Source organism: Bacillus sp. FSL K6-2431 (assembly GCF_038005165.1).
GTDB lineage: Bacteria > Bacillota > Bacilli > Bacillales > Bacillaceae > Bacillus > Bacillus pumilus.
Map to the genome: position 1 here is coordinate 1,160,088 of NZ_JBBOSQ010000001.1, position 23,384 is coordinate 1,183,471.

18 protein-coding genes, 16 tRNA genes and 3 rRNA genes are annotated in these 23,384 nt (G+C 43.3%); 9 read left to right on the plus strand and 28 right to left on the minus strand.

Annotated elements, in window-relative coordinates:
* Positions 1 to 50 precede the first annotated feature (50 nt).
* Positions 51 to 263 carry a hypothetical protein gene (locus tag MHH40_RS05915; RefSeq protein ID WP_003211695.1) on the minus strand — a complete coding sequence of 71 codons (213 nt, stop codon included), beginning with the start codon at positions 261 to 263 and terminating at the stop codon, positions 51 to 53.
* 779 nt (positions 264 to 1,042) lie between these two features.
* On the opposite strand from MHH40_RS05915, the gene MHH40_RS05920 reads away from it, so the two are divergent.
* Positions 1,043 to 2,338, plus strand: a complete 1,296-nt coding sequence (locus MHH40_RS05920; protein ID WP_050945448.1) for a homocysteine synthase — start codon at positions 1,043 to 1,045, stop codon at positions 2,336 to 2,338.
* Positions 2,339 to 2,375: 37 nt separating this feature from the next.
* Here MHH40_RS05920 and lepB read toward each other — a convergent pair whose 3' ends face one another.
* Positions 2,376 to 2,945, minus strand: a complete 570-nt coding sequence (gene lepB / locus MHH40_RS05925) for a signal peptidase I (protein ID WP_003211638.1) — start codon at positions 2,943 to 2,945, stop codon at positions 2,376 to 2,378.
* A 155-nt stretch (positions 2,946 to 3,100) separates the two neighbouring features.
* Positions 3,101 to 5,041: an LTA synthase family protein gene (locus tag MHH40_RS05930; protein ID WP_003210978.1), complete on the minus strand. Its 1,941-nt coding sequence runs from the start codon at positions 5,039 to 5,041 to the stop codon at positions 3,101 to 3,103.
* Between the two features lie 534 nt (positions 5,042 to 5,575).
* Between MHH40_RS05930 and MHH40_RS05935 the strand changes: the two genes are divergently transcribed.
* The 5 genes from MHH40_RS05935 to MHH40_RS05955 all read left to right on the plus strand — a co-directional run bounded on the left by MHH40_RS05935 (position 5,576) and on the right by MHH40_RS05955 (position 8,343).
* On the plus strand, positions 5,576 to 6,379 hold the full coding sequence (locus MHH40_RS05935) for a DUF2262 domain-containing protein (protein ID WP_050945449.1): 804 nt from the start codon (positions 5,576 to 5,578) through the stop codon (positions 6,377 to 6,379).
* 18 nt (positions 6,380 to 6,397) lie between these two features.
* Positions 6,398 to 7,087, plus strand: coding sequence for a DUF1963 domain-containing protein (locus tag MHH40_RS05940; protein WP_050945450.1), 690 nt, complete (start codon positions 6,398 to 6,400; stop codon positions 7,085 to 7,087).
* Between the two features lie 65 nt (positions 7,088 to 7,152).
* Complete coding sequence (locus MHH40_RS05945) at positions 7,153 to 7,422, plus strand: hypothetical protein (RefSeq protein WP_050945451.1); 270 nt, start codon at positions 7,153 to 7,155, stop codon at positions 7,420 to 7,422.
* A 127-nt stretch (positions 7,423 to 7,549) separates the two neighbouring features.
* Positions 7,550 to 7,741 carry a hypothetical protein gene (locus MHH40_RS05950; protein WP_003212265.1) on the plus strand — a complete coding sequence of 64 codons (192 nt, stop codon included), beginning with the start codon at positions 7,550 to 7,552 and terminating at the stop codon, positions 7,739 to 7,741.
* Positions 7,742 to 7,797: 56 nt separating this feature from the next.
* Entirely contained in the window at positions 7,798 to 8,343 is a 546-nt protein-coding gene (locus tag MHH40_RS05955) for a histidine phosphatase family protein (protein ID WP_050945452.1), read from the plus strand.
* Positions 8,344 to 8,379: 36 nt separating this feature from the next.
* Here MHH40_RS05955 and MHH40_RS05960 read toward each other — a convergent pair whose 3' ends face one another.
* The 22 genes from MHH40_RS05960 to MHH40_RS06065 all read right to left on the minus strand — a co-directional run bounded on the left by MHH40_RS05960 (position 8,380) and on the right by MHH40_RS06065 (position 18,059).
* The gene (locus MHH40_RS05960; RefSeq protein ID WP_050945453.1) at positions 8,380 to 9,078 is read right to left on the minus strand and encodes a hypothetical protein; all 699 of its coding nucleotides are present in this window, start codon (positions 9,076 to 9,078) and stop codon (positions 8,380 to 8,382) included.
* 255 nt (positions 9,079 to 9,333) lie between these two features.
* The gene (locus MHH40_RS05965; protein ID WP_050945454.1) at positions 9,334 to 10,128 is read right to left on the minus strand and encodes a phosphotransferase; all 795 of its coding nucleotides are present in this window, start codon (positions 10,126 to 10,128) and stop codon (positions 9,334 to 9,336) included.
* 325 nt (positions 10,129 to 10,453) lie between these two features.
* A tRNA-Leu gene (locus MHH40_RS05970) sits at positions 10,454 to 10,535 on the minus strand.
* A gap of 36 nt (positions 10,536 to 10,571) precedes the next feature.
* Positions 10,572 to 10,660, minus strand: a tRNA-Leu gene (locus MHH40_RS05975).
* Between the two features lie 13 nt (positions 10,661 to 10,673).
* A tRNA-Cys gene (locus tag MHH40_RS05980) sits at positions 10,674 to 10,744 on the minus strand.
* A 5-nt stretch (positions 10,745 to 10,749) separates the two neighbouring features.
* Positions 10,750 to 10,824 (minus strand) — tRNA-Gly (locus MHH40_RS05985).
* Between the two features lie 7 nt (positions 10,825 to 10,831).
* A tRNA-Gln gene (locus MHH40_RS05990) sits at positions 10,832 to 10,903 on the minus strand.
* 9 nt (positions 10,904 to 10,912) lie between these two features.
* A tRNA-His gene (locus MHH40_RS05995) sits at positions 10,913 to 10,988 on the minus strand.
* Positions 10,989 to 11,018: 30 nt separating this feature from the next.
* Positions 11,019 to 11,092, minus strand: a tRNA-Trp gene (locus MHH40_RS06000).
* A gap of 13 nt (positions 11,093 to 11,105) precedes the next feature.
* Positions 11,106 to 11,190: transfer RNA gene (locus MHH40_RS06005), tRNA-Tyr, on the minus strand.
* Positions 11,191 to 11,205: 15 nt separating this feature from the next.
* Positions 11,206 to 11,278: transfer RNA gene (locus tag MHH40_RS06010), tRNA-Thr, on the minus strand.
* Positions 11,279 to 11,284: 6 nt separating this feature from the next.
* Positions 11,285 to 11,360: transfer RNA gene (locus tag MHH40_RS06015), tRNA-Phe, on the minus strand.
* A gap of 18 nt (positions 11,361 to 11,378) precedes the next feature.
* A tRNA-Asp gene (locus tag MHH40_RS06020) sits at positions 11,379 to 11,455 on the minus strand.
* A 48-nt stretch (positions 11,456 to 11,503) separates the two neighbouring features.
* A tRNA-Met gene (locus tag MHH40_RS06025) sits at positions 11,504 to 11,580 on the minus strand.
* Positions 11,581 to 11,595: 15 nt separating this feature from the next.
* A tRNA-Val gene (locus tag MHH40_RS06030) sits at positions 11,596 to 11,671 on the minus strand.
* Between the two features lie 32 nt (positions 11,672 to 11,703).
* A tRNA-Glu gene (locus MHH40_RS06035) sits at positions 11,704 to 11,778 on the minus strand.
* Positions 11,779 to 11,795: 17 nt separating this feature from the next.
* A tRNA-Ser gene (locus tag MHH40_RS06040) sits at positions 11,796 to 11,886 on the minus strand.
* A gap of 4 nt (positions 11,887 to 11,890) precedes the next feature.
* Positions 11,891 to 11,965: transfer RNA gene (locus MHH40_RS06045), tRNA-Asn, on the minus strand.
* 9 nt (positions 11,966 to 11,974) lie between these two features.
* Positions 11,975 to 12,090, minus strand: a 5S ribosomal RNA gene (rrf, locus tag MHH40_RS06050).
* Positions 12,091 to 12,199: 109 nt separating this feature from the next.
* Positions 12,200 to 15,130: ribosomal RNA gene (locus MHH40_RS06055) — 23S ribosomal RNA — on the minus strand.
* 182 nt (positions 15,131 to 15,312) lie between these two features.
* Positions 15,313 to 16,861, minus strand: a 16S ribosomal RNA gene (locus tag MHH40_RS06060).
* Together the 16S, 23S and 5S rRNA genes with 16 tRNA genes alongside form the textbook arrangement of a ribosomal RNA operon.
* Positions 16,862 to 17,180: 319 nt before the next feature.
* A complete protein-coding gene (locus MHH40_RS06065; protein ID WP_003217861.1) occupies positions 17,181 to 18,059 on the minus strand; it encodes a nucleotidyltransferase-like protein in 879 nt (292 codons plus the stop codon).
* A 189-nt stretch (positions 18,060 to 18,248) separates the two neighbouring features.
* Here MHH40_RS06065 and MHH40_RS06070 point away from each other — a divergent pair, with 189 nt between their 5' ends.
* Complete coding sequence (locus MHH40_RS06070) at positions 18,249 to 18,596, plus strand: YgzB family protein (RefSeq protein WP_003217804.1); 348 nt, start codon at positions 18,249 to 18,251, stop codon at positions 18,594 to 18,596.
* Positions 18,597 to 18,630: 34 nt separating this feature from the next.
* Here the strand turns inward: MHH40_RS06070 and perR are convergent, their stop codons facing one another.
* Both perR and bcp read right to left on the minus strand, forming a co-directional pair.
* Complete coding sequence (gene perR, locus MHH40_RS06075) at positions 18,631 to 19,068, minus strand: peroxide-responsive transcriptional repressor PerR (protein ID WP_003217782.1); 438 nt, start codon at positions 19,066 to 19,068, stop codon at positions 18,631 to 18,633.
* A gap of 157 nt (positions 19,069 to 19,225) precedes the next feature.
* Positions 19,226 to 19,693 (minus strand): thioredoxin-dependent thiol peroxidase, encoded by a 468-nt coding sequence (gene bcp, locus MHH40_RS06080; RefSeq protein ID WP_003217794.1) that lies wholly within the window; start codon positions 19,691 to 19,693, stop codon positions 19,226 to 19,228.
* Between the two features lie 128 nt (positions 19,694 to 19,821).
* On the opposite strand from bcp, the gene MHH40_RS06085 reads away from it, so the two are divergent.
* The gene (locus MHH40_RS06085; protein ID WP_050944720.1) at positions 19,822 to 21,117 is read left to right on the plus strand and encodes a glutamate-1-semialdehyde 2,1-aminomutase; all 1,296 of its coding nucleotides are present in this window, start codon (positions 19,822 to 19,824) and stop codon (positions 21,115 to 21,117) included.
* Between the two features lie 246 nt (positions 21,118 to 21,363).
* A complete protein-coding gene (locus MHH40_RS06090; RefSeq protein ID WP_050944721.1) occupies positions 21,364 to 22,437 on the plus strand; it encodes an FUSC family protein in 1,074 nt (357 codons plus the stop codon).
* Positions 22,438 to 22,471: 34 nt separating this feature from the next.
* Here MHH40_RS06090 and MHH40_RS06095 read toward each other — a convergent pair whose 3' ends face one another.
* Complete coding sequence (locus tag MHH40_RS06095) at positions 22,472 to 23,368, minus strand: ABC transporter permease (RefSeq protein ID WP_050944722.1); 897 nt, start codon at positions 23,366 to 23,368, stop codon at positions 22,472 to 22,474.
* Positions 23,369 to 23,384: the final 16 nt, after the last annotated feature.

A 23,384-nucleotide genomic window follows, 5' to 3' on the forward strand; every position in this document is an offset into this window, starting at 1 on the left:
TTAGCCTTGGTGTCATTTCATAGAAGTAAAAAGATGAATCCTAAGTATAGCTACTTACATTCAATTTGGACTTTTAAGCCACTTTCCCACTGAACGGCTCCTGTAAAGCTACCCTTGCCGTTTGCTAAACACCAAACTGCTGCTCCTAGAACAACTGTTGCTCCCAATCCAAGAAGGACAGCAACAAATACTAAGAACCAAGCTTGGTCCATAATAGCAGGTTCCATAGTGGAATAGTCAACTTGCGGCGCTGCATAAGTCATACTTTTCACCTCCCAGCTTATGATGATCGTATCATAGGCTCTACTCTCCAAACATCAACAGAAGATCCCATTTTTGACCGAACATACTTTCGGATAAAATGTGACTTTTTATTCAATTCTTCACTTTCAAGTACAGAACCCCTATCTTATTAGCTAGATTTTTTCACTCCTTAAGAACCACAAAACCCATATAATGGCAATTAAACCATCTTTTTTCTTCTTTTTTTGAAATAGTCCATTTTTATCAATCCCTTTATATATTCTTTCTTTTTTGTGAAATAGCAAGAATTCCCCCGATATATCAGATAAAAAGGTCCTAATTATATGTCGTTAACACACCATTTACGAAATATTTACTGATAATTCCGATAAAAGAGTGAGTCTATTTCCCTTCTTCTCTTGTCACTTAAAATATGTATATACAAGAAAGTCCATTGGGAAAAAAGCCCTTTCTTTTCTTGAGTAACATCCAACATATGATTCGCTTCTTTTTATGAAAAAACAACTTACAGCATAGACATTCCCATGATTTCACTAGTTGGCAATGATTGATTGCTTTCAAAAAAACTGATCCGTACTCTCTAATGCAACAATCCCTCTTTTCATCCAGCGTATCCACACCCTTCCTCATTGAAATTAAAAAAGCCCATCAACTTTATTTATTATTTTTTCAGATTTATCTAAAAAATGATTGACCAAGCTCGAAACAAGATTTATAGTCTTATTAAATATTTCTTATCAAAGTAGTTGGTTTTATCTAACAAAAGGAGGATACACACATGTCAGAAGAACGTCCATTCCGTTTAGAAACAAAAGCCATTCACGCAGGTCAGGAGCTTGATTCAGCAACCTATTCAAGAGCCGTGCCTATTTACCAAACAAGCTCTTTCGGTTTTAGAGATAGTGAGCATGCGGCGAATTTATTCGGACTGCAGGAACCCGGAAATATTTACTCTCGCATTATGAATCCCACAAATGACGTCTTTGAAAAACGGATCGCCGAGCTTGAGGGCGGCATTGGTGCACTTGCTGTCTCTTCTGGACAAGCAGCGACCACTTATTCTATTTTAAACATTGCAGGAGCTGGTGACGAAATTGTCTCCTCCAGCAGCCTTTATGGAGGCACCTACAATCTGTTTGCTCATACGCTTAAAAAGCTCGGCATTACAGTGAAATTTGTCGATTCATCCAACCTTGAAGAACTCGAAGCAGCGATTACAGACAAAACGAAGGCAGTGTATGCAGAGAGTATTGGGAATCCTAAAGGCGACATTCTACATATTGAAGCCATCTCAGCCATTGCACACAAGCACCACATTCCGCTTATTGTGGACAATACGCTCGCAAGCCCATATTTATTAAGACCGATTGAGTTTGGCGCAGACATTGTCGTCCATTCCGCTACAAAATTCATTGGCGGTCATGGTACATCAATTGGCGGTGTCATTGTCGATAGCGGCAAGTTTCCTTGGGCCGACAGTGATAAGTTCAAAGGGCTGACTGAACCAGATCCAAGTTATCACGGCCTGACGTATACCGACGCAATTGGAGAAGCGGCTTATATCACAAAAGCACGTGTGCAGCTCTTACGGGATTTAGGAGCAGCCTTGTCACCTTTCAACTCATTTTTACTTCTGCAAGGCCTAGAAACTTTGCATCTGCGTCTCGAGCGACATAGTGAAAATGCGTTAAAAACAGCGCAATTCTTACAAGATCACCCTCTTGTAGATTGGGTAAGCTACCCAGGTCTTGAAAGCCATGAATCTTATGAGCTTGCTCAAACCTATTTACCAAAAGGACAAGGCGCCATTCTCACATTCGGTATTAAAGGTGGACGAGAAGCAGGTAAAAAGCTTATTGATTCAGTTAAACTTTTCTCACATCTCGCAAATGTGGGCGATTCTAAATCATTGATCATTCATCCTGCCAGCACAACGCATCAGCAATTAAGTGAAGCAGAACAAAAAGCGACAGGCGTCACACCTGAGCTCATTCGTTTATCTGTTGGAACAGAAGCGATTGAAGACATTATTGCAGATCTTGAACAGGCGATCAAAAAGAGCCAGGCTGAATGAAATAGAAAAAGCACACCTCTGTGTGCTTTTTTATGTTTCATTCATTATTGAGTAGTCGAACGTCTTGGAAAGGATAGAACACAAATGATGTCGTTCCTTGAATATCACTCTTTGTAAAAAGACCTAAGCCATTACGACTGTCCATTGAGTTTTGACGGTTGTCACCCATGACAAAATACTTGCCTTTTGGAACGGTAAGAGGACCAAAATCAGGTGTCAGCAAGATGCCATCTGCGGCTGCTTTCTTTTTGTTTGACGCTAAGTAAGGCTCTGCCACCTTTTGACCATTGACATACAGCTGGTCATTTTTCATTTCAATTTTATCACCAGGTAAACCAATCAACCGTTTAACATAATGAGTACTGCGGTCTTCCCCATCAAGAACAATGATCTGTCCCCGCTTATAATCACCGAAATAATCAACCGTCTTATTCACAAAAACCCGCTCTGTATTATGCAATGTTGGATCCATAGAGGTCCCTTTTACAATATACGGTGCGAATAAAAAGTTACGAATGATAAAAACGGCAATGAATGCGATTAAGATCGCTTTGAGCCAGCCCCATACTTCTGATTTCTTTTTTTGTGTTTTTGTATTTGTTGTCATAAGCTCCTCCTGAAATCCCCTAGGACGAAATGAGTTCCGCTAGCTGCACGCCAGCATCACGCTTGTATCACCCTAAATATAAACATAATTTGCCAACAAATCAAGCGATGAGAGAGAAAAAGGCAAGCACCCTTCTGTGCTTGCCCAAAACTCAGTTACTTAGTAGAAGAATCCTCTTCTTTTTCTTTTGATTTACCATAGAAATAATCAGATGGATTCACTGGTTTAAAATCAGACAGCTTATGGAATCGAAGAAGATCCCTATAAAGCACTTTATCTGAAAGGCTTAACTGATTATCGACACGGGCTTTAATCGCCTCTGTCTTTTTATTTTGTTTCACAACTTTACCTGTTTTTGTATCATAGACAGTGTTATCTACAAGTGTATATTTTGGTGTCACATAGTTTCCGTTACGGAATGCAACAGTTTGATCATGTTTCTTAGAGAATAGATCTGTTCCAAAATTCACATACTCATTTGAATCAATACCTTGTAAGTGAAGAAGCGTAGGCATCACGTCTACTTCACCACCATACGTATGGTTCACGCCGCCCTGTTTGCCAGGAATACGAATCATGAGTGGTACACGCTGGTTTTGAGCATTTTGATAAGGTGTAATTTCTTTCCCTTGAATTTCGCTCATTGCACGGTTATGGTTTTCAGAAATACCGTTGTGATCACCATATAATAAAATGACCGAGTCTTTATACATACCTGATTTTTTCAAGTCTTTAAAGAATTGCTCTAATGACTCATCTAGATACCTTGCTGTTTGGAAGTAGTTATCTACTGTTTTGTCACCAGTTGTTGCCTTAGCAATCGTCGCATCTTTTTCATCTAAATTAAATGGATAGTGATTAGTCAATGTCATTAAATGTGCATAAAATGGCTTTTTCATTGATTCTAGCATCGGGATTGATTCTTTGAAGAATGGTTTATCCTTCAGACCCATATTCACAAGATTTTCTTCATCCATGTTGTAATGTGAAGCATCGAAGAATTGATCATATCCCATATGTTTATAAATCGTGTCACGGTTCCAGAAAGATTTATAGTCGCCATGAAGCACTGCGCTCGTATAGCCTGCTTTTTGATCTAGGATAGCAGGGAGTGATTGGTAAGTATTTTCACCTTTTGTCACAAACGCTGCTCCCTCTGGCAAGCCGAACATACTATTATCCATCATCAGTTCAGCATCAGCTGTCTTTCCTTGACCTGTCTGATGGAAGAAGTTATCAAAATACGTAAAGTCCTCTTTCCCATGAGCCAGCTTGTTTAAAAACGGTGTCACTTCTTCTCCATTTAGTTTGTAGTCAATTAAGAAAGACTGGAAGCTTTCTAAATGGATTTTAATGATGTTTTTCCCTTTTGCTTTACCGAAATACTCTGCGTTTGGCTTCGCATAGTGAGAAGCTGTATAGTTTACAACATCCGTTAAATCTTCACTGCTCGCATTTGCTACCTGTGTTGCATTTTGTGCTGATTGTACTCCGTCATAAATCGTATAATTATAAACACCTAAATATTTGACAACATACTTATGATCAAATGTTCTAGTTAATAATTCTGGACGGTCCTTTTCAGCTAAATGAAGGTTTACAAAGAACAGTCCTACACCTGCAGCCACAATCAACAGTGCAAATGTCTTTTTCATTTGGAATTTCTTCACTTCTGGTCTCCAGATCACAATCGCAATCAAGATAATGATATCAAGGAAATATAAAAGGTCATGCGGCTTAATACTAGATAACACACCGCCAGTCATGCCTCCTCCAAGATTGCCTGCTTGCTTCATTGTGGAGAAAGTCAAAAAGTCATCAAAGAAACGGTAGTAAGCTACATTCGCATATAAAAGTGCGGTCATAATAAAGTCAATCACAATTAATACTATGGCAGATTTACGACCCTTCAAAAAGAGAGCCAGTCCCAAAAACACAATGGCTGAACTAAATGGATTTAATAAGAGAAGACCCTCTTGAAAAGAACCTTTCACTCCTAAATTAAAGTCCATTTTGTAGGCTGCATACGATTTCGCCCAAAATAAAAGGACAGCCAATACAAAAAAGCTATATTTGTTCGCAAATATTTTTTTCATAAAACCTCTTCTTTCTTATTATCGTTCTGATATAAATGAAATCATAAAAAATTTACATTGATTTTGCAAATGTAAATCTTCTTCACCAAGCATTCCCGATGCTCTGTTTCCGCCGGATATGTGTGCTCCGTTAATATAACGTATGAGAAGCATCATAGGTTTCAAAAAAAATACGAGTAAATAAAAGGAAAAATATCCATTTACATTTCATTTACACACACTTTGCAATTCAATAGATGAAGAAGGGTTTGTAAATCACTCAGTACTACTTTACTTTTTTCATCTATTCGTGTCAAAGTAATTATAAAGAAAAGGAAGAATCACCTAGGCTTTTCGACTTATTTACCCAAATATATACAAAATTCGATACATAACATATTCGTATTTATTGTGACTCAACCTCCAATCATCCATGTATTTTCTCTCCTTCTGACAATCTAAAAAAGTTTCAAGCAAAAAAAGCTTGATTTCTCCTCCTGATGTGCGGTGTGATAAAGATATAGATTTTCAACAAATCAGGCTGGAGGACATCACATGAAACATAACAAACAAATTAACGCATTTGAAGAACGATTTTCAGAAGAAATAGACCACATCATTGCTGTCACAGGACCTTCAGGAGTAGGTGCAGGAAAAGCCGGACAGGAAGCTCTTTGGACTGCTTCTATTCCACTGATTGCATGGAAGGAAAAAGACTTCGTTACAACAGAAAACATAAGACTCTGCTGGTTAACAGATGAAGAGGGATTAAGGGAAAAGCAGGCACAATTACATAAAGAATCAATCGTGACACTTCAGGTCCGAAAAGGTGAAGGTGAGTTCATGCTTGTATCACTCATCGATACAGATACACAGGATGAAGAGCTGCAAGAGATACTAGAAGAAGCCCAAAAACCTGTCTTTTATCATGATGACCTGCTGGGCACCTTTGAATTAGTGAAAGGACTAGACTTATTTGAAACAACGATCCAGTGGAGTAATCAAGAATGCCTGCTCTACTTCAACCTCGAAGAAGATGAAAAAGTAAACGACTCACTTCGAACCGCTAGACAACTCATGAAAGAGAAGACCACATGGGATGCTTCTATTAAATCATTTGCAGCAAATCAGCTGCTTGAATTAGCTAAAGACTGGCAGGAGCAAGATGACTCCGCTGAAACACAAGAAGAGCTTACGCTGGATCACTTTATAAGCCGCATCTCCCTTGAAAGTCTGCATGCTTACCCAGATGGAGAGTTTGAAGTCTACTGTCATGACGGTGATTTATTTTGGGGACATGTCATCATTGTCTCAGGCAATATCAATGGCACGTTTCAAGATGCCCACATTGCAGGCTAAAGATTGGCGGGATAAATAATGGAGATCAAGGCTTTTCATGAATTAAAGCAAATTGGAAAAACACCCGTCGTGGCTAAGATTGGCGGCTTTCGTCCTGATCCAGCAACACACAGCTGGTTTGCCGGTCATTTCTTCATCCACCCCGATCAAGGCTGGCCCATAGATCAAGATGGCGTCATGATTCCGATCTTACAAATTTATTTACCTGAAGTGCCAGGAGGATTGAACGAATTCAATGAATGTAAAATGATTCAAATCTTTCTCAACCAGAAAGCACTTCCGATGGATATTACCAAAAACGGCGAGGGCTGGAAGCTCATTGAATATGCAGATATGGAAGGATTAGAAGTAGTTGAAACTCCTGAAGAAGTGAGAGGACTCAAACCCTTTCAAATCCAATGGAAGGAAAGTGAGCAAGAAGACTACCCTTGCTGGGAAGAAGCGTGGTCATACGTCGATTTATCAGAAGTAAATGAAAGTGATGAAGCGACAGAACACTTCTTTGATCAATACACCAATTATTCGTTCACAAAAATCGGTGGATATGGGGCGTATATTCAATCCCCACCCCATCAACAACAAGGCGAATTCATGCTGCAAATCGCCTCAGAAGAAAAACCTCGGTTCATGATTGGTGATAATGGCACGATGTATTTCTATTACGACAAAGACACAAAAGAATGGTTTATGCATTGGGATTGTTTTTAAAGTTTTATTGAATGAAACCTTTCCTCCTTCTAAGCGTAGGAAATAATATGGAAGGAGGAACCAACATGGGATTCATTTTCGATATCTTGTCACTTGCTGTATATATCCCTTTTCTACAGGTAGATGAAGAGGATATCTCTAGAAACGCAGCCCATCTCAAAAAATATAGCTGGTTTCATGAGTTATTAAATGATCCAGCTTACAGGCATCTCATCATTTATCATCCAGATGTCCGCCAAGTCATTGGCAGATGTAACACAGATAAACTTCATCAGAAGCGATACAACTTAAAATGTGAACGTAAAGTGCTGAAAGCATTACGTCGTGCCAAGTAAATGGACAAAAGGGCCTTGCTTTCCTATGGCTCTTTTCATCGTTCTCTAAGAAAACATTTGACGCCTGGACAACTCTCCCCGTATATTATGTATAAATCCATCTTTTTCATAGAAAAGGGGGCTTTACATGCGCTTGTTTAAGTACTGGAGAAAAAAGCAGCCTAAACAACAGATCATCTCAGAAATGAAAGAAGACAGCATCCCAATCAACTTCTCCACACTTCCCTTTGGTACAGACACAGTAGATGATTTTTTGTTCAACTTAGACCTCACCTCGAAGCTCACAGATCCCTATAAAGAAACAGATCCGAACAAATGAACCTATCCTCATCCAATCCTGGATGATTTTTTTATACTCGATGAAAGGTGTGTCACATGAAAACATATTATATCGTCAGACACTGCCAAGCAACTGAACAATCCGAGGATGCGTATTTAACGCCACAAGGCATCGCACAATCTCATGCACTAGCACAGTTCTTTTCCGGCATTCACCTCAATAAGATCATCTCAAGTCCCTATAAGCGAGCGATCCAAACCATTGAGCCTCTTGCTCATGAAAAACAGCTCGAGGTACAAATTGATCATCGTCTCTCTGAACGTGTGTTAAGCAGCAGACCAATGGACGATTGGTATGAGAAACTAAAGCTCAGTTTTACGGACTTGCATATGACCTGTGAAGGCGGAGAATCGAGCCAAGAAGCGATGAATCGTATTGTAGAGGCACTCTATGAACAAATAAAATTAGGAAAAAATCATACTCTATTCGTCACACATGGCAATCTTATGAGCCTGCTTCTTAAACATGCCGATCCCACGATTGGATTCAAAGAGTGGGAGAAGCTAAGTAATCCAGATGTCTATGTCCTGAAATATTTCAAACCAGATCATATAGAAATAGAGCGTATATGGCATAAATAAACGGCAGAATGAATTCTGCCGTTTCCTCATCTATTGTTAATAATAAAAAGCCTCTACCCACTCATACGGCTTCTTACGCTCCGCACACCATTTCATGAATCCTCTTGTCTCCGTTTGCTGAAATTTCTTCCAGTCCGATAAAAGCTGATCATAATAGGCTGCTTGTTTTTCAACATTGGTACGAATCCTTTTATCTTCGATCAGCATCATGACATCTTCAATGCCTTGAATTCGCTCTTGATCTTTCTCATAGGTGCTTAAATAAAGATCTTCATGTATATGATGAAACGAATACCACAAAGCCGATAAATAGGTTTCGCAAATTTGTACAATGACACGCTGCTCCTTGCTACCTCCAAGCTCTAGTGCCTTCAATAAATAGGGCAGCCCTTCTCCCTGATGCACAAACAAGCCCTGCCAGCGATACGGTCTCACATCCATAGGATCAACCTTCTCCCACTCTTGCATAACAGGCTGAATCACCCCAATGATCAATGGATACACAAGCAAATGATGACCATCCTCAAACCGTTCAATCTTTTCAAACAGCCAAGCAACAAATGAACGCCGTGCTGCAAATTCGCTCTCCTTCATTTCTTCAACAAAAAACCGAAGAACCTTTAACGCATCTTTACGCAGACCCTGTTCTTTCTTCACACAGTACTGTCTAAAAAGCGGATAATCATGTGATCCCTCGTCTTCAATGATGGTCTGTAATATCGTCTTCATTTGCAAGTTAACAACTCCACCTTTTTACATTCTTTCTATTTCTCATTTATCTTTGAATCATAAACCTGATTCCTTAACACTGATTCACCCATTCTAAATAACGCCTTTGAATCACTTTTTTGATTTTATCGTAGTTCTCCCAACTATCTTTAACATAATATACGCCTTCAGCTTCTGGAAATGTCTCCTCCTTATTTAAGCGTGATAAGAGTGGTATAAACACCTAATTGGTCTTTGACTTTTAGAAGGCCCTTGGCATCCTCAAATCCATTCTTTTCGGTGTTCATGAATGAATTGAATGTCTTTTTGATAATGTTCAAGGTGCCCCTCCTGAATCATTTTTTGAAAAGCTATATCACCTTCACTCGCTTTTCGTTTCATGTACTGACATAACCCTTTTAAACGCAGCAGCACCATATCCACATAATCTTCTGCTATTTCCTCACCATAAGCTTCAAAAAACAGTTTCACTCTATGCTTTATCTGGTCTGCATGTTCTGATGAATGGTAGTTCACGATCTCTCCTGTTTCTGTGCGAAAAAACCTACTGAGAGGTACACAAGTATACAGAGTATATGCGATATCCCACAGCCTTGGACCAGGAGCAGCTACATCAAAATCAATGATTCCTACTGGTTTTTCATTATTGAAAATGATATTGTACATAGCAAAATCATTATGGCACACAACCTCTATGTTGTTAGGCGTATTGTCCATTCGTTCCCAATCGTCTGAAATGGGAAAATCACGAACAGCATCATGATACAGTCTAAGCATTCTCGCTATTTCTTTTAAGGCATGGTGAGAGCACATGTATTCTTTTAAGGGATCATGACCGGCTACGCCTTCAATGAAGGACAATATCTCTCTACCTTTTTCATCAACCCCTAAAAACTTTGGAGCATAGGAGAAATTCTTTTTTTCTAAATGCTTTAGCAGCTTTTGTATATTGATATTGTCTGACTTTACTTCTCGACGAACCGTATCTCCAGAACGATATACGTTCGAGACATTGCCACCTGTCAATAACTCTTCATGATCATTTTGTTTTTTCATAAATTCTCCCCTCAAATTGGGTCACAATGATGATGTTAGCTAAAGATGTGTATGTACCCACAAATATTCATTTAGTTACACAAAAGTATTTCACTGTTTTATGTGAATGCGCTACCCCATTTTGTTTCCTTACATGGTTAAATGTATCTTATCAAATGTTGCAAATCATCTAAAGATTATTCTGCTAAAAGAAGTACATGCTCATTATTTTCTAATAGGTTTCTATTTTTATCTAAATAACTCATTTAAACCACAAAAAAACGTTTCACCACAAGGGTGAAACGTTAGGTTGACGGTAAAAACCGATCATGAAATTATTAATAGATACCGGTGGCCGGGGTCGAACCGGCACTCCGTGAGGAACACGATTTTGAGTCGTGCGCGTCTGCCAATTCCGCCACACCGGCATGATCATTAAAGAGCGCAACTTATGATAAAAAACATGGTGCCGAGGGCCGGACTTGAACCGGCACGGTAGTCACCTACCGCAGGATTTTAAGTCCTGTGTGTCTGCCAATTCCACCACCCCGGCAGTCTTTTCAAAAAGGCGACACCCGGATTTGAACCGGGGATAAAGGTTTTGCAGACCTCTGCCTTACCACTTGGCTATGCCGCCATTATTGGAGCGGAAGACGGGATTCGAACCCGCGACCCCCACCTTGGCAAGGTGGTGTTCTACCACTGAACTACTTCCGCGAATCAACTGGGCTAGCTGGATTCGAACCAACGCATGACGGAGTCAAAGTCCGTTGCCTTACCGCTTGGCTATAGCCCAATAATAAAATGGGGCGATTGATGGGAATCGAACCCACGAGTGCCAGAGCCACAATCTGGTGCGTTAACCACTTCGCCACAACCGCCATAGATGTTATGAATCATATTAAGAAAATTGGCAGGGGCAGTAGGAATCGAACCCACACCGGAGGTTTTGGAGACCTCTGTTCTACCTTTAAACTATGCCCCTATGAAAATAAAAATGGTGGAGGGGGGCGGATTCGAACCGCCGAACCCGGAGGGAGCGGATTTACAGTCCGCCGCGTTTAGCCACTTCGCTACCCCTCCACATTTGAAAAACAGTGCCGGCAAGAGGACTTGAACCCCCAACCTACTGATTACAAGTCAGTTGCTCTACCAATTGAGCTACACCGGCAAATAGTGGTGGCTCGGGACGGAATCGAACCGCCGACACACGGATTTTCAGTCCGTTGCTCTACCAACTGAGCTACCGAGCCAAGTATTTATTTTAAAAATGGCGGTCCGGACGGGACTCGAACCCGCGACCTCCTGCGTGACAGGCAGGCATTCTAACCAACTGAACTACCGGACCATTTTGGTTGCACTCAATGAGCACTCCCCATTGGTGTATAAAATAATTTGGTTGCGGGGGCAGGATTTGAACCTGCGACCTTCGGGTTATGAGCCCGACGAGCTACCGAACTGCTCCACCCCGCGATGATATAAAAGATATGGTGGAGGATGACGGGCTCGAACCGCCGACCCTCTGCTTGTAAGGCAGATGCTCTCCCAGCTGAGCTAATCCTCCGAATAAAAAACACTGGTGTATATTCTATAAAATGGTGACCCGTACGGGATTCGAACCCGTGTTACCGCCGTGAAAGGGCGGTGTCTTAACCGCTTGACCAACGGGCCCTTTATTATGTAAATTGTGGCGGAGAGCAAGGGATTCGAACCCTTGAGACGGGGTTACCGCCTACACGATTTCCAATCGTGCTCCTTCGGCCACTCGGACAGCTCTCCAAATTGGCTCCGCAGGTAGGATTCGAACCTACGACCGATCGGTTAACAGCCGATAGCTCTACCACTGAGCTACTGCGGAATGAAGAAAGCCTGGCGATGTCCTACTCTCACAGGGGGAGACCCCCAACTACCATCGGCGCTGAAGAGCTTAACTTCCGTGTTCGGTATGGGAACGGGTGTGACCTCTTCGCCATCATCACCAGACAATTTAGTGACAAAAGATATTATACTATGTATTGAAAATAAATCAAGAGATATTTAAAAAATGTTCTCTCAAAACTAGATAACAATGTTCAAACTTCACATTAGAATATAGGTTAAGTCCTCGATCTATTAGTATCTGTCAGCTCCACGTGTCACCACGCTTCCACCTCAGACCTATCAACCTGATCATCTTTCAGGGATCTTACTTCCTTGCGGAATGGGAAATCTCATCTTGAGGGGGGCTTCATGCTTAGATGCTTTCAGCACTTATCCCGTCCGCACATAGCTACCCAGCGATGCCCTTGGCAGAACAACTGGTACACCAGCGGTGCGTCCATCCCGGTCCTCTCGTACTAAGGACAGCTCCTCTCAAATTTCCTGCGCCCGCGACGGATAGGGACCGAACTGTCTCACGACGTTCTGAACCCAGCTCGCGTACCGCTTTAATGGGCGAACAGCCCAACCCTTGGGACCGACTACAGCCCCAGGATGCGATGAGCCGACATCGAGGTGCCAAACCTCCCCGTCGATGTGGACTCTTGGGGGAGATAAGCCTGTTATCCCCGGGGTAGCTTTTATCCGTTGAGCGATGGCCCTTCCATGCGGAACCACCGGATCACTAAGCCCGACTTTCGTCCCTGCTCGACTTGTAGGTCTCGCAGTCAAGCTCCCTTGTGCCTTTACACTCTGCGAATGATTTCCAACCATTCTGAGGGAACCTTTGGGCGCCTCCGTTACATTTTAGGAGGCGACCGCCCCAGTCAAACTGCCCACCTGACACTGTCTCCCTGCCCGATAAGGGCAGCGGGTTAGAAGGTCAATACAGCCAGGGTAGTATCCCACCGATGCCTCCACCGAAGCTAGCGCTCCGGTTTCCAAGGCTCCTACCTATCCTGTACAAGCTGTACCAACATTCAATATCAGGCTGCAGTAAAGCTCCACGGGGTCTTTCCGTCCTGTCGCGGGTAACCTGCATCTTCACAGGTACTATAATTTCACCGAGTCTCTCGTTGAGACAGTGCCCAGATCGTTGCGCCTTTCGTGCGGGTCGGAACTTACCCGACAAGGAATTTCGCTACCTTAGGACCGTTATAGTTACGGCCGCCGTTTACTGGGGCTTCAATTCGCACCTTCGCTTACGCTAAGCGCTCCTCTTAACCTTCCAGCACCGGGCAGGCGTCAGCCCCTATACTTCGCCTTACGGCTTCGCAGAGACCTGTGTTTTTGCTAAACAGTCGCCTGGGCCTATTCACTGCGGCTTCTCGGGGCTTTAACACCCTAAGAAGCACCCCTTCTCCCGAAGTTACGGGGTCATTTTGCCGAGTTCCTTAACGAGAGTTCTCTCGATCACCTTAGGATTCTCTCCTCGCCTACCTGTGTCGGTTTGCGGTACGGGCACCTCTCACCTCGCTAGAGGCTTTTCTTGGCAGTGTGGAATCAGGAACTTCGCTACTAAATTTCGCTCGCCATCACAGCTCAGCCTTTACGGGAAACGGATTTGCCTATTTCCCAGCCTAACTGCTTGGACGCGGATATCCAATACCGCGCTTACCCTATCCTCCTGCGTCCCCCCATTGCTCAAATGGTGAGGAGGTGGTACAGGAATATCAACCTGTTGTCCATCGCCTACGCCTTTCGGCCTCGGCTTAGGTCCCGACTAACCCTGAGCGGACGAGCCTTCCTCAGGAAACCTTAGGCATTCGGTGGACGGGATTCTCACCCGTCTTTCGCTACTCATACCGGCATTCTCACTTCTAAGCGCTCCACCAGTCCTTCCGGTCTGACTTCACAGCACTTAGAACGCTCTCCTACCACTGTTCGTAAGAACAGTCCGCAGCTTCGGTGATACGTTTAGCCCCGGTACATTTTCGGCGCAGAGTCACTCGACCAGTGAGCTATTACGCACTCTTTAAATGGTGGCTGCTTCTAAGCCAACATCCTGGTTGTCTAAGCAACTCCACATCCTTTTCCACTTAACGTATACTTTGGGACCTTAGCTGGCGGTCTGGGCTGTTTCCCTTTCGACTACGGATCTTATCACTCGCAGTCTGACTCCCAAGGATAAGTCATCGGCATTCGGAGTTTGACTGAATTCGGTAACCCGGTAGGGGCCCCTAGTCCAATCAGTGCTCTACCTCCGAGACTCTTACCTTGAGGCTAGCCCTAAAGCTATTTCGGAGAGAACCAGCTATCTCCAGGTTCGATTGGCATTTCACCCCTACCCACACCTCATCCCCGCACTTTTCAACGTGCGTGGGTTCGGGCCTCCATTCAGTGTTACCTGAACTTCACCCTGGACATGGGTAGATCACCTGGTTTCGGGTCTACGACCACGTACTCATGCGCCCTATTCAGACTCGCTTTCGCTGCGGCTCCGCATCTTCTGCTTAACCTTGCACGGGATCGTAACTCGCCGGTTCATTCTACAAAAGGCACGCCATCACCCTTTAACGGGCTCTGACTACTTGTAGGCACACGGTTTCAGGATCTATTTCACTCCCCTTCCGGGGTGCTTTTCACCTTTCCCTCACGGTACTGGTTCACTATCGGTCACTAGGGAGTATTTAGCCTTGGGAGATGGTCCTCCCGGATTCCGACGGAATTTCACGTGTTCCGCCGTACTCAGGATCCACTCTGGAGAGAACAACATTTCAGTTACAGGGCTGTTACCTTCTTTGGCGGGCCTTTCCAGACCTCTTCGCTTATATCGTTCCTTTGTAACTCCGTATAGAGTGTCCTACAACCCCAAGAGGCAAGCCTCTTGGTTTGGGCTGTTCCCGTTTCGCTCGCCGCTACTCAGGGAATCGCATTTGCTTTCTCTTCCTCCGGGTACTTAGATGTTTCAGTTCCCCGGGTATGCCTTCTCATACTCTATGTATTCAAGTATGGATACTACTCCATTACGAGCAGTGGGTTTCCCCATTCGGAAATCTCCGGATCAAAGCTTGCTTACAGCTCCCCGAAGCATATCGGTGTTCGTCCCGTCCTTCATCGGCTCCTAGTGCCAAGGCATCCACCGTGCGCCCTTTCTAACTTAACCATTTCTTACTTTAGAAAGAATCACTATGTGTGATGAACTTTGCATTGCATTCAATGTGAATGTATTACTTATTGTTATCTAGTTTTCAAAGAACAATCCTGTCTCGCTAGAGACATGTCTTGAAGGAATGATCCTTCAAAACTAAACAAGACGAAAACGCACACTGCTCCATATATCCTTAGAAAGGAGGTGATCCAGCCGCACCTTCCGATACGGCTACCTTGTTACGACTTCACCCCAATCATCTGCCCCACCTTCGGCGGCTGGCTCCATAAAGGTTACCTCACCGACTTCGGGTGTTGCAAACTCTCGTGGTGTGACGGGCGGTGTGTACAAGGCCCGGGAACGTATTCACCGCGGCATGCTGATCCGCGATTACTAGCGATTCCAGCTTCACGCAGTCGAGTTGCAGACTGCGATCCGAACTGAGAACAGATTTATGGGATTGGCTAAACCTTGCGGTCTCGCAGCCCTTTGTTCTGTCCATTGTAGCACGTGTGTAGCCCAGGTCATAAGGGGCATGATGATTTGACGTCATCCCCACCTTCCTCCGGTTTGTCACCGGCAGTCACCTTAGAGTGCCCAACTAAATGCTGGCAACTAAGATCAAGGGTTGCGCTCGTTGCGGGACTTAACCCAACATCTCACGACACGAGCTGACGACAACCATGCACCACCTGTCACTCTGTCCCCGAAGGGAAAGCCCTATCTCTAGGGTTGTCAGAGGATGTCAAGACCTGGTAAGGTTCTTCGCGTTGCTTCGAATTAAACCACATGCTCCACCGCTTGTGCGGGCCCCCGTCAATTCCTTTGAGTTTCAGTCTTGCGACCGTACTCCCCAGGCGGAGTGCTTAATGCGTTAGCTGCAGCACTAAGGGGCGGAAACCCCCTAACACTTAGCACTCATCGTTTACGGCGTGGACTACCAGGGTATCTAATCCTGTTCGCTCCCCACGCTTTCGCTCCTCAGCGTCAGTTACAGACCAGAGAGTCGCCTTCGCCACTGGTGTTCCTCCACATCTCTACGCATTTCACCGCTACACGTGGAATTCCACTCTCCTCTTCTGCACTCAAGTTTCCCAGTTTCCAATGACCCTCCCCGGTTGAGCCGGGGGCTTTCACATCAGACTTAAGAAACCGCCTGCGAGCCCTTTACGCCCAATAATTCCGGACAACGCTTGCCACCTACGTATTACCGCGGCTGCTGGCACGTAGTTAGCCGTGGCTTTCTGGTTAGGTACCGTCAAGGTGCGAGCAGTTACTCTCGCACTTGTTCTTCCCTAACAACAGAGCTTTACGATCCGAAAACCTTCATCACTCACGCGGCGTTGCTCCGTCAGACTTTCGTCCATTGCGGAAGATTCCCTACTGCTGCCTCCCGTAGGAGTCTGGGCCGTGTCTCAGTCCCAGTGTGGCCGATCACCCTCTCAGGTCGGCTACGCATCGTCGCCTTGGTGAGCCATTACCCCACCAACTAGCTAATGCGCCGCGGGTCCATCTGTAAGTGACAGCCGAAACCGTCTTTCATCCTTGAACCATGCGGTTCAAGGAACTATCCGGTATTAGCTCCGGTTTCCCGGAGTTATCCCAGTCTTACAGGCAGGTTACCCACGTGTTACTCACCCGTCCGCCGCTAACATCCGGGAGCAAGCTCCCTTCTGTCCGCTCGACTTGCATGTATTAGGCACGCCGCCAGCGTTCGTCCTGAGCCAGGATCAAACTCTCCGAGGTATGCAGGATGCATATCACACATGCGTTGCTACACGATGTAGCGAACTTAGCATGTGATCATTTCCTGCCTCGTCAGCGTTTGACTGACTACCTATGATGTTTCATAGGATTTTTTTATAAAAACTCGAATTAACAGGTACGTTTTGTCTTGTTTAGTTTTCAAAGATCATCTTCGCCGTCTCTCAGAGGCGACTTTCTCAATATAACATTTCGACGCTGTGTGCGTCAAGTGTTTTTTAGAATTTCTTTTTGTCAGCTTTTCTTCCAAAAGCAACTTGTTTGCTCGTTAGCGACGTATAATAATATACCATCATAATATTCAGGCGTCAATATCTTTTTTCACAAAATATCCTCGATGATAGATTTTTTGCCCCTTTGTCTCAATCGGCTCCACCTGAACAATTCCTTTTTCCACAAAGAAATCAATCATGACGCTAAGGTCAGGCGTGAAATACTTGAGGTCAGGATGCGCGAGAAGCTCTCCAAAAAGCCATATATCTTGCTGTTCCATGACATGACGCAAATGAGCGGCGCCAATTTCTGCTTTTGAATGGATCAAAAAGTCATTTGCTAAAAATAAAAGTTCCAAACGTTTATGAAGGCTTTCGTGGCTTTCAATGAGTTCTGAATAAAGTTTATATACTTCCGGTTCCATATGACGCACCTGATTCCAAACTGTCACTTCTGGGTGGAAACCTTTATCGATCACTTCAATACGTGCCAAATGATGCAGAGCATGCACAATTGAATTATATGCATCAAGGAATTGATTTGACTCAAAAAATGCTTTTCCTTCTATATATCTGCGAATAAGCTTGCCGTATTCTAAACCGATTTTAAGTTTGCGGTTTGAAAATGGGAATGTACTCAGGTCATCAATTAAGTTGAAAATATATTCATTTCGATCAAATAGGACTTTCCCATTCAAAATCCAATCAATGATTCGGCGGTTCGTGCCAAGGGTGATCCATTCCTTTAACTGCTCATCTGTGACAACATTTAAAGATGCTGTTTGGTGATCGGATTCATAGTGCTTGATAAATAACGGCTCTTCCGCTTCTTTTACAATGACTAGAAGTGCTGCATCAAAGTTATCCGTCTCAGAAGATACCTTGTGTCTTCTTTCTACTATAATCACAGCCAATGTGTCTGGGTGACTTGCTCTCTCTTGATAAATAGGACGGAGAAGATTTTCCATAGTGATTCCTCCAATACTCGGGTGTAAAGTTCTTCTCTAATGCTATGTATTTCTCCTCATAGAATCAAAATTCCTTCAATTCAAGAAAAAAGATCATTGAATCATTATAAGCAATTTATTCACAAAACTCTATAACTAATTCAAACGGAAAGGTAAAATGTGCTATATTGGAGACAAGGGGGGCTAGGGATGGCGAAATACTCCAGTAAGATTAATAAAATCAGAACATTTGCACTTAGTTTGGTTTTTGTTGGCTTTCTGATCATGTATATCGGTGTGTTCTTCAAGGAATCGATTTGGCTGTCGACTTTCTTTATGCTGCTCGGCGTCTTATCGATCGGATTGAGTACAGTGGTTTACTTTTGGATCGGTATGCTTTCTACGAAGGCAGTCCGTGTCGTATGTCCAGGCTGTGAGAAGGAAACAAAAGTGCTTGGGCGGGTGGACATGTGCATGCATTGCAGAGAGCCGCTTACACTCGATCCAGCATTAGAAGGCAAAGAGTTTGATGAATCCTACAATCGAAAAAAGTCATAAAAAAAGCTGACCATTTAACCGGTCAGCTTTTTCATTAATGATTTTCTTTTTTCGCACATTCTTGACAAGTCCCATAGATCTCCAAGCGATGATGACTGACTGTAAAGCCCGTCACATGGGATGCAAGCTGTTCAACTTCATCAAGGCCAGGATAATGAAAGTCCACTATTTTTCCGCAGTTTTCACAAATCGCATGGTAATGGTCAGATGTCGCAAAATCAAATCGGCTTGAGGAATCACCGTACGTTAATTCCTTTACTAATCCAGATTCCCGGAAGACTCGTAAATTGTTGTAAACCGTTGCGACACTCATATTTGGAAATTTCCCTTCAAGTGCTTTATATATATCGTCCGCGGTTGGGTGAGTCATAGAATTTACGAGAAACTCCAAGATGGCATGGCGCTGCGGAGTAATTCGAACACCGGTTTCTTTTAAAGCATCTAAAGCGTCTTTTAGTTCGTGAGCAGCCATTTCATCATGCACCTCTCTTCAAAAATATTCTTATATTGTAATCTTTATAATTAGTGTACCCCCAGAGCCGAATCTTTGTCAATTACAATCCTCTTTTTTACCTATTCTTCTTCACAAAAAAGACCGGCATGTCTGCCGGTCCTATCCTGTGATGATATTAAGCGTGAGATTTTAGTTCCTCAAGCGCTTCTTCTACGTGGTCTTTCACCTTAACTTTTCTCCACTCTTTCACCAGCGTTCCTTCTTTATTAATAAGAAACGTTGAACGTTCGATGCCCATGTATTCTTTGCCAAAGTTCTTTTTCAGCTTCCATACTCCAAAGGCTTCGGACAATTTCTGTTCATCGTCTACAAGAAGTAAGAACGGTAAATCATGTTTTTCTTTAAACTTCTGATGCTTATCCTGACTGTCTGGGCTTACGCCGATAATGACAGCATCTAATTCTGCAAAGCTTTGATGGCGATCGCGGAAATCACATGCTTCTGTTGTACAGCCGGGTGTCATATCTTTTGGATAGAAATAAAGGACAATATGTTTTCCTTTAAAGTCAGAAAGCTTTACTTTCTCCCCGTTGTCACCGGTTAATTCGATTTCAGGTACTTGCTGGCCTACTTCGATTGTCATGACACAATCCCTCCAACCTATTTTTTAATAGCCTATCCAATTTTGAAAGGATATTCAACTAAGGACGCTTGCATCGGCATGTTAAAATAATGATAGACGACGTGATACGTTGAGATAGGAGGCTATTTATGAAATTCACAGAATCAGAAAAATTACATCAAGAGGCGCTGGAGCATATTGTTGGAGGTGTCAACAGCCCGTCTCGTTCATATAAGGCAGTAGGCGGCGGTTCACCGGTGGCTATGGAAAAAGGAGAAGGCGCTTATTTTTGGGATGTTGACGGAAATCGCTATATCGATTATCTAGCAGCATACGGCCCAATTATTACAGGACATGCCCACCCTCATATTACAAAAGCGATTACAAAAGCGGCTGAATCAGGTGTCCTTTACGGAACGCCAACGAAGCATGAAGTCACTTTTGCTAAAATGCTGAAGGAAGCCATGCCTGCTTTAGACAAGGTTCGCTTTGTCAATTCAGGTACTGAAGCGGTGATGACAACGATTCGTGTCGCACGTGCATATACAGGCAGAACAAAGATCATTAAGTTTGCCGGATGCTATCACGGTCACTCTGATCTTGTACTTGTGGCAGCTGGCTCTGGTCCATCCACTTTAGGAACCCCTGATTCAGCAGGCGTTCCAAAGAGCATCGCCAATGAAGTGATTACCGTTCCATTTAATGATATTGACAGCTACAAAGAAGCATTGAATCGATGGGGCGATGAAGTCGCAGCTGTCCTTGTCGAACCGATTGTCGGGAACTTCGGCATCGTGGAGCCTATGGACGGTTTCCTGCAGCAGGTCAATGACCTCACTCATGAAAAGGGCGCACTTGTGATCTATGATGAAGTGATTACAGCTTTCCGCTTTATGTACGGAGGCGCACAGGACTTACTTCAAGTAAAACCTGACCTCACTGCATTAGGAAAAATCATTGGCGGCGGACTTCCAATCGGTGCTTATGGCGGTAAAAAAGAAATTATGGAGCAAGTCGCTCCTCTTGGACCAGCCTATCAAGCTGGCACGATGGCAGGAAATCCTGCATCCATTCTTTCTGGTATTGCCTGCTTGGAATTGTTAAAACAAGATGGTGTTTACGAGCATCTTGATCAGCTTGGCGCGATGCTAGAAGAAGGCATTTTAGCCCATGCAAAAAAACATCAAGTAGATATTACAGTGAACCGCTTAAAAGGTGCTCTCACTGTCTATTTCACAAAAGAAACCATTGTGAACTATGAACAGGCTGAAAATACGGATGGCGAAATGTTCGCTCGCTTCTTTAAATTAATGCTTTCGCAAGGGATTAACCTCGCTCCTTCTAAATATGAAGCTTGGTTCTTAACGATCGCACATACTGAAAAAGATATTTCCGAGACGCTGCAAGCAGTAGATCATGCGTTTGAACAGTTGAAACAATCATAATAGGGTCAAAAACAGGCGTAAAAAAATGCGCCTGTTTTTTTATTTATCAGCTCTTGTTTGTCAAAAGCGTGTGAATCTGTTACATTTCTTCTCAATACCTTCTTTTGATGTTTTCATGAACTTTCAAAAATCACTTGAATATTTCGGAAGACCGCTGTATATTACTTAGTTGTTCATCAAAATATTTATAATAAATGACGAGTGATCATCTATTATCTAAAAGAAAGGAATGCAGGGACAAAACCAATGAAACTTGGAGCCCGTATTTTAAAAACCGGTATTGCCATTGTACTCGCGCTTTACCTGGCAACATGGCTTGGGTTGCCAACGCCCGTCTTCGCGGGAATTGCAGCTGTATTTGCTATCCAGCCATCTATTTATCGATCTTTTTTAACGATTGTTGATCAAGTGCAAGCCAATATTATTGGAGCAGCACTTGCCATTACGTTCGGTCTGCTTTTTGGCACTGGACCAGTCATTATCGGTTTAACCGCCGTCATGGTCATCGCCATTAATTTAAAGCTGAAGATTGAACACACGATTCCAATTGCACTTGTAACCGTCATTGCGATTTTAGAAAGTGCAGGGGATCATTTCCTTTCCTTTGCCTTAATTCGAACAGCTACTGTGGTGTTAGGAGTTCTTTCTTCATTTTTAGTGAATTTAATCTTCCTGCCGCCAAAGTATGAAACAAAGCTTGTTCATCACATTATGGAAAATACGGAGGAGATTTTAAAATGGATCCGTCTGAGCTCCAGACAGTCTACTGATCATTCCATTTTAAAGGATGACATCGATCAAATAAAAGAACGCATGATCAAATTAGATCACATTTACTTGTTATACAAAGAGGAACGAAGCTATTTAAAGAAAACAACCTATGTAAAATCAAGAAAGCTCGTTTTGTTCAGACAGGCCATTATGACATCGAATCGTGCCCTGTACTTGCTGAAAAAGCTTCATAAATTAGAAAATGAAATTCATTTGATGCCAGAGCATTTCAAGGAAAGCTTAACAGATGAAATTGATTACTTACTGTATTGGCATGAGCGCACCTTGATGAAATTCGTCGGTAAAATGAAGCCGCAGGACGATGAATTTCAAAATGAATGCTCTCTTCGCCTTGAAACGTTAACGAAATCATTTATCCAGCATCAGCAAAACCAAGAAAACGACTTGCTCGATTACAATATGCTGAATGTCATGTCCAGCATCATCGAATACCGTGATGAACTAGAGCATTTAGATACATTGATTACAAGCTTCCAGACGTATCACCCAAAAGACAGTGAAATTGAGACAGATGAAAAAGAAGCATAAATAGAAAAGACCAGACCGATTCCAAGAATCGGTCTTATTTTATTTTCTTCATTTTAGGATCCAGTGTGTCTCTTAATCCATCTCCCATCAGGTTAAAGCCCAAAACTGTCAGCATGATCGCTACACCTGGGAAAATTAATGTCCAAGGGGCTTGAACGAGATAAGGTCTTGCATCGGCAAGCATTTTCCCCCACTCTGGGCTTGGTGCCTGTGCACCCAATCCTAAAAAGCCTAAAGCCGCTGCTTCGATAATCGCTGTTCCGATCGCAAGCGTCGCTTGTACGATGACCGGCACCATACTGTTTGGCAGAATGTGACGCAGTACGATGCGGCGGTGTGACATCCCAACCGCCTTTGCTGCTAGCACGTATTCTTCTTGTTTAATACTCAGCACTTTTGAACGAACGAGCCGTCCAAAGGTTGGGACATTAATAATCGCAATGGCAATAAGGGCATTTTGTAAGGAGGGGCCTAAGATAGAGACGATCGCAATCGCCAGTAGAATACTAGGAAAAGCGAGTAAAATATCAAACACTCTCGAGATCACAGCATCTAGCACTCTTCCGCCATAGCCTGCAATCAATCCAAGCAGTGTGCCTAAAATGACAGACCCGAGAACCGAGAAGAAACCAACCCATAAGGAAATCCGCGCGCCATGCACAACTCTTGAAAATATATCTCTGCCGAAATCATCTGTACCAAACCAGTGCGCAGCTGATGGTGCACTAAATCGCTCACCGAGAGATTGTTCATTGATTCCAAAAGGAGCAATGAGCGGTGCAAATATCGCTAAAATGAGAAATAAAAAGACAATCACACTGCCAATGACCGCCAGCTTGTGCTGAAAGAACAGCTTCATCGATTCAAGAATCAATGATTGAGAGCGTTCTTCTTTTGGTTGAGGTGGTTCAAACTCTTTTTGTGCTTCCATGTGATCACTCTCCCTC

Excerpts from the sequence above, each read along its gene's own strand:
- MHH40_RS05940 (WP_050945450.1), top strand. The coding sequence starts at position 6,398 with ATGGAGATCAAGGCTTTTCATGAATTAAAGCAAATTGGAAAAACACCC.
- MHH40_RS06070 (WP_003217804.1), top strand. The coding sequence starts at position 18,249 with ATGGCGAAATACTCCAGTAAGATTAATAAAATCAGAACATTTGCACTT.
- MHH40_RS05930 (WP_003210978.1), bottom strand. The coding sequence starts at position 5,041 with ATGAAAAAAATATTTGCGAACAAATATAGCTTTTTTGTATTGGCTGTC.
- MHH40_RS06090 (WP_050944721.1), top strand. The coding sequence starts at position 21,364 with ATGAAACTTGGAGCCCGTATTTTAAAAACCGGTATTGCCATTGTACTC.
- perR (WP_003217782.1), bottom strand. The coding sequence starts at position 19,068 with ATGGCTGCTCACGAACTAAAAGACGCTTTAGATGCTTTAAAAGAAACC.
- MHH40_RS06065 (WP_003217861.1), bottom strand. The coding sequence starts at position 18,059 with ATGGAAAATCTTCTCCGTCCTATTTATCAAGAGAGAGCAAGTCACCCA.
- MHH40_RS05915 (WP_003211695.1), bottom strand. The coding sequence starts at position 263 with ATGACTTATGCAGCGCCGCAAGTTGACTATTCCACTATGGAACCTGCT.
- MHH40_RS05935 (WP_050945449.1), top strand. The coding sequence starts at position 5,576 with ATGAAACATAACAAACAAATTAACGCATTTGAAGAACGATTTTCAGAA.
- MHH40_RS05965 (WP_050945454.1), bottom strand. The coding sequence starts at position 10,128 with ATGAAAAAACAAAATGATCATGAAGAGTTATTGACAGGTGGCAATGTC.
- lepB (WP_003211638.1), bottom strand. The coding sequence starts at position 2,945 with ATGACAACAAATACAAAAACACAAAAAAAGAAATCAGAAGTATGGGGC.
- MHH40_RS06085 (WP_050944720.1), top strand. The coding sequence starts at position 19,822 with ATGAAATTCACAGAATCAGAAAAATTACATCAAGAGGCGCTGGAGCAT.
- MHH40_RS05950 (WP_003212265.1), top strand. The coding sequence starts at position 7,550 with ATGCGCTTGTTTAAGTACTGGAGAAAAAAGCAGCCTAAACAACAGATC.
- bcp (WP_003217794.1), bottom strand. The coding sequence starts at position 19,693 with ATGACAATCGAAGTAGGCCAGCAAGTACCTGAAATCGAATTAACCGGT.
- MHH40_RS05955 (WP_050945452.1), top strand. The coding sequence starts at position 7,798 with ATGAAAACATATTATATCGTCAGACACTGCCAAGCAACTGAACAATCC.
- MHH40_RS06095 (WP_050944722.1), bottom strand. The coding sequence starts at position 23,368 with ATGGAAGCACAAAAAGAGTTTGAACCACCTCAACCAAAAGAAGAACGC.
- MHH40_RS05945 (WP_050945451.1), top strand. The coding sequence starts at position 7,153 with ATGGGATTCATTTTCGATATCTTGTCACTTGCTGTATATATCCCTTTT.
- MHH40_RS05920 (WP_050945448.1), top strand. The coding sequence starts at position 1,043 with ATGTCAGAAGAACGTCCATTCCGTTTAGAAACAAAAGCCATTCACGCA.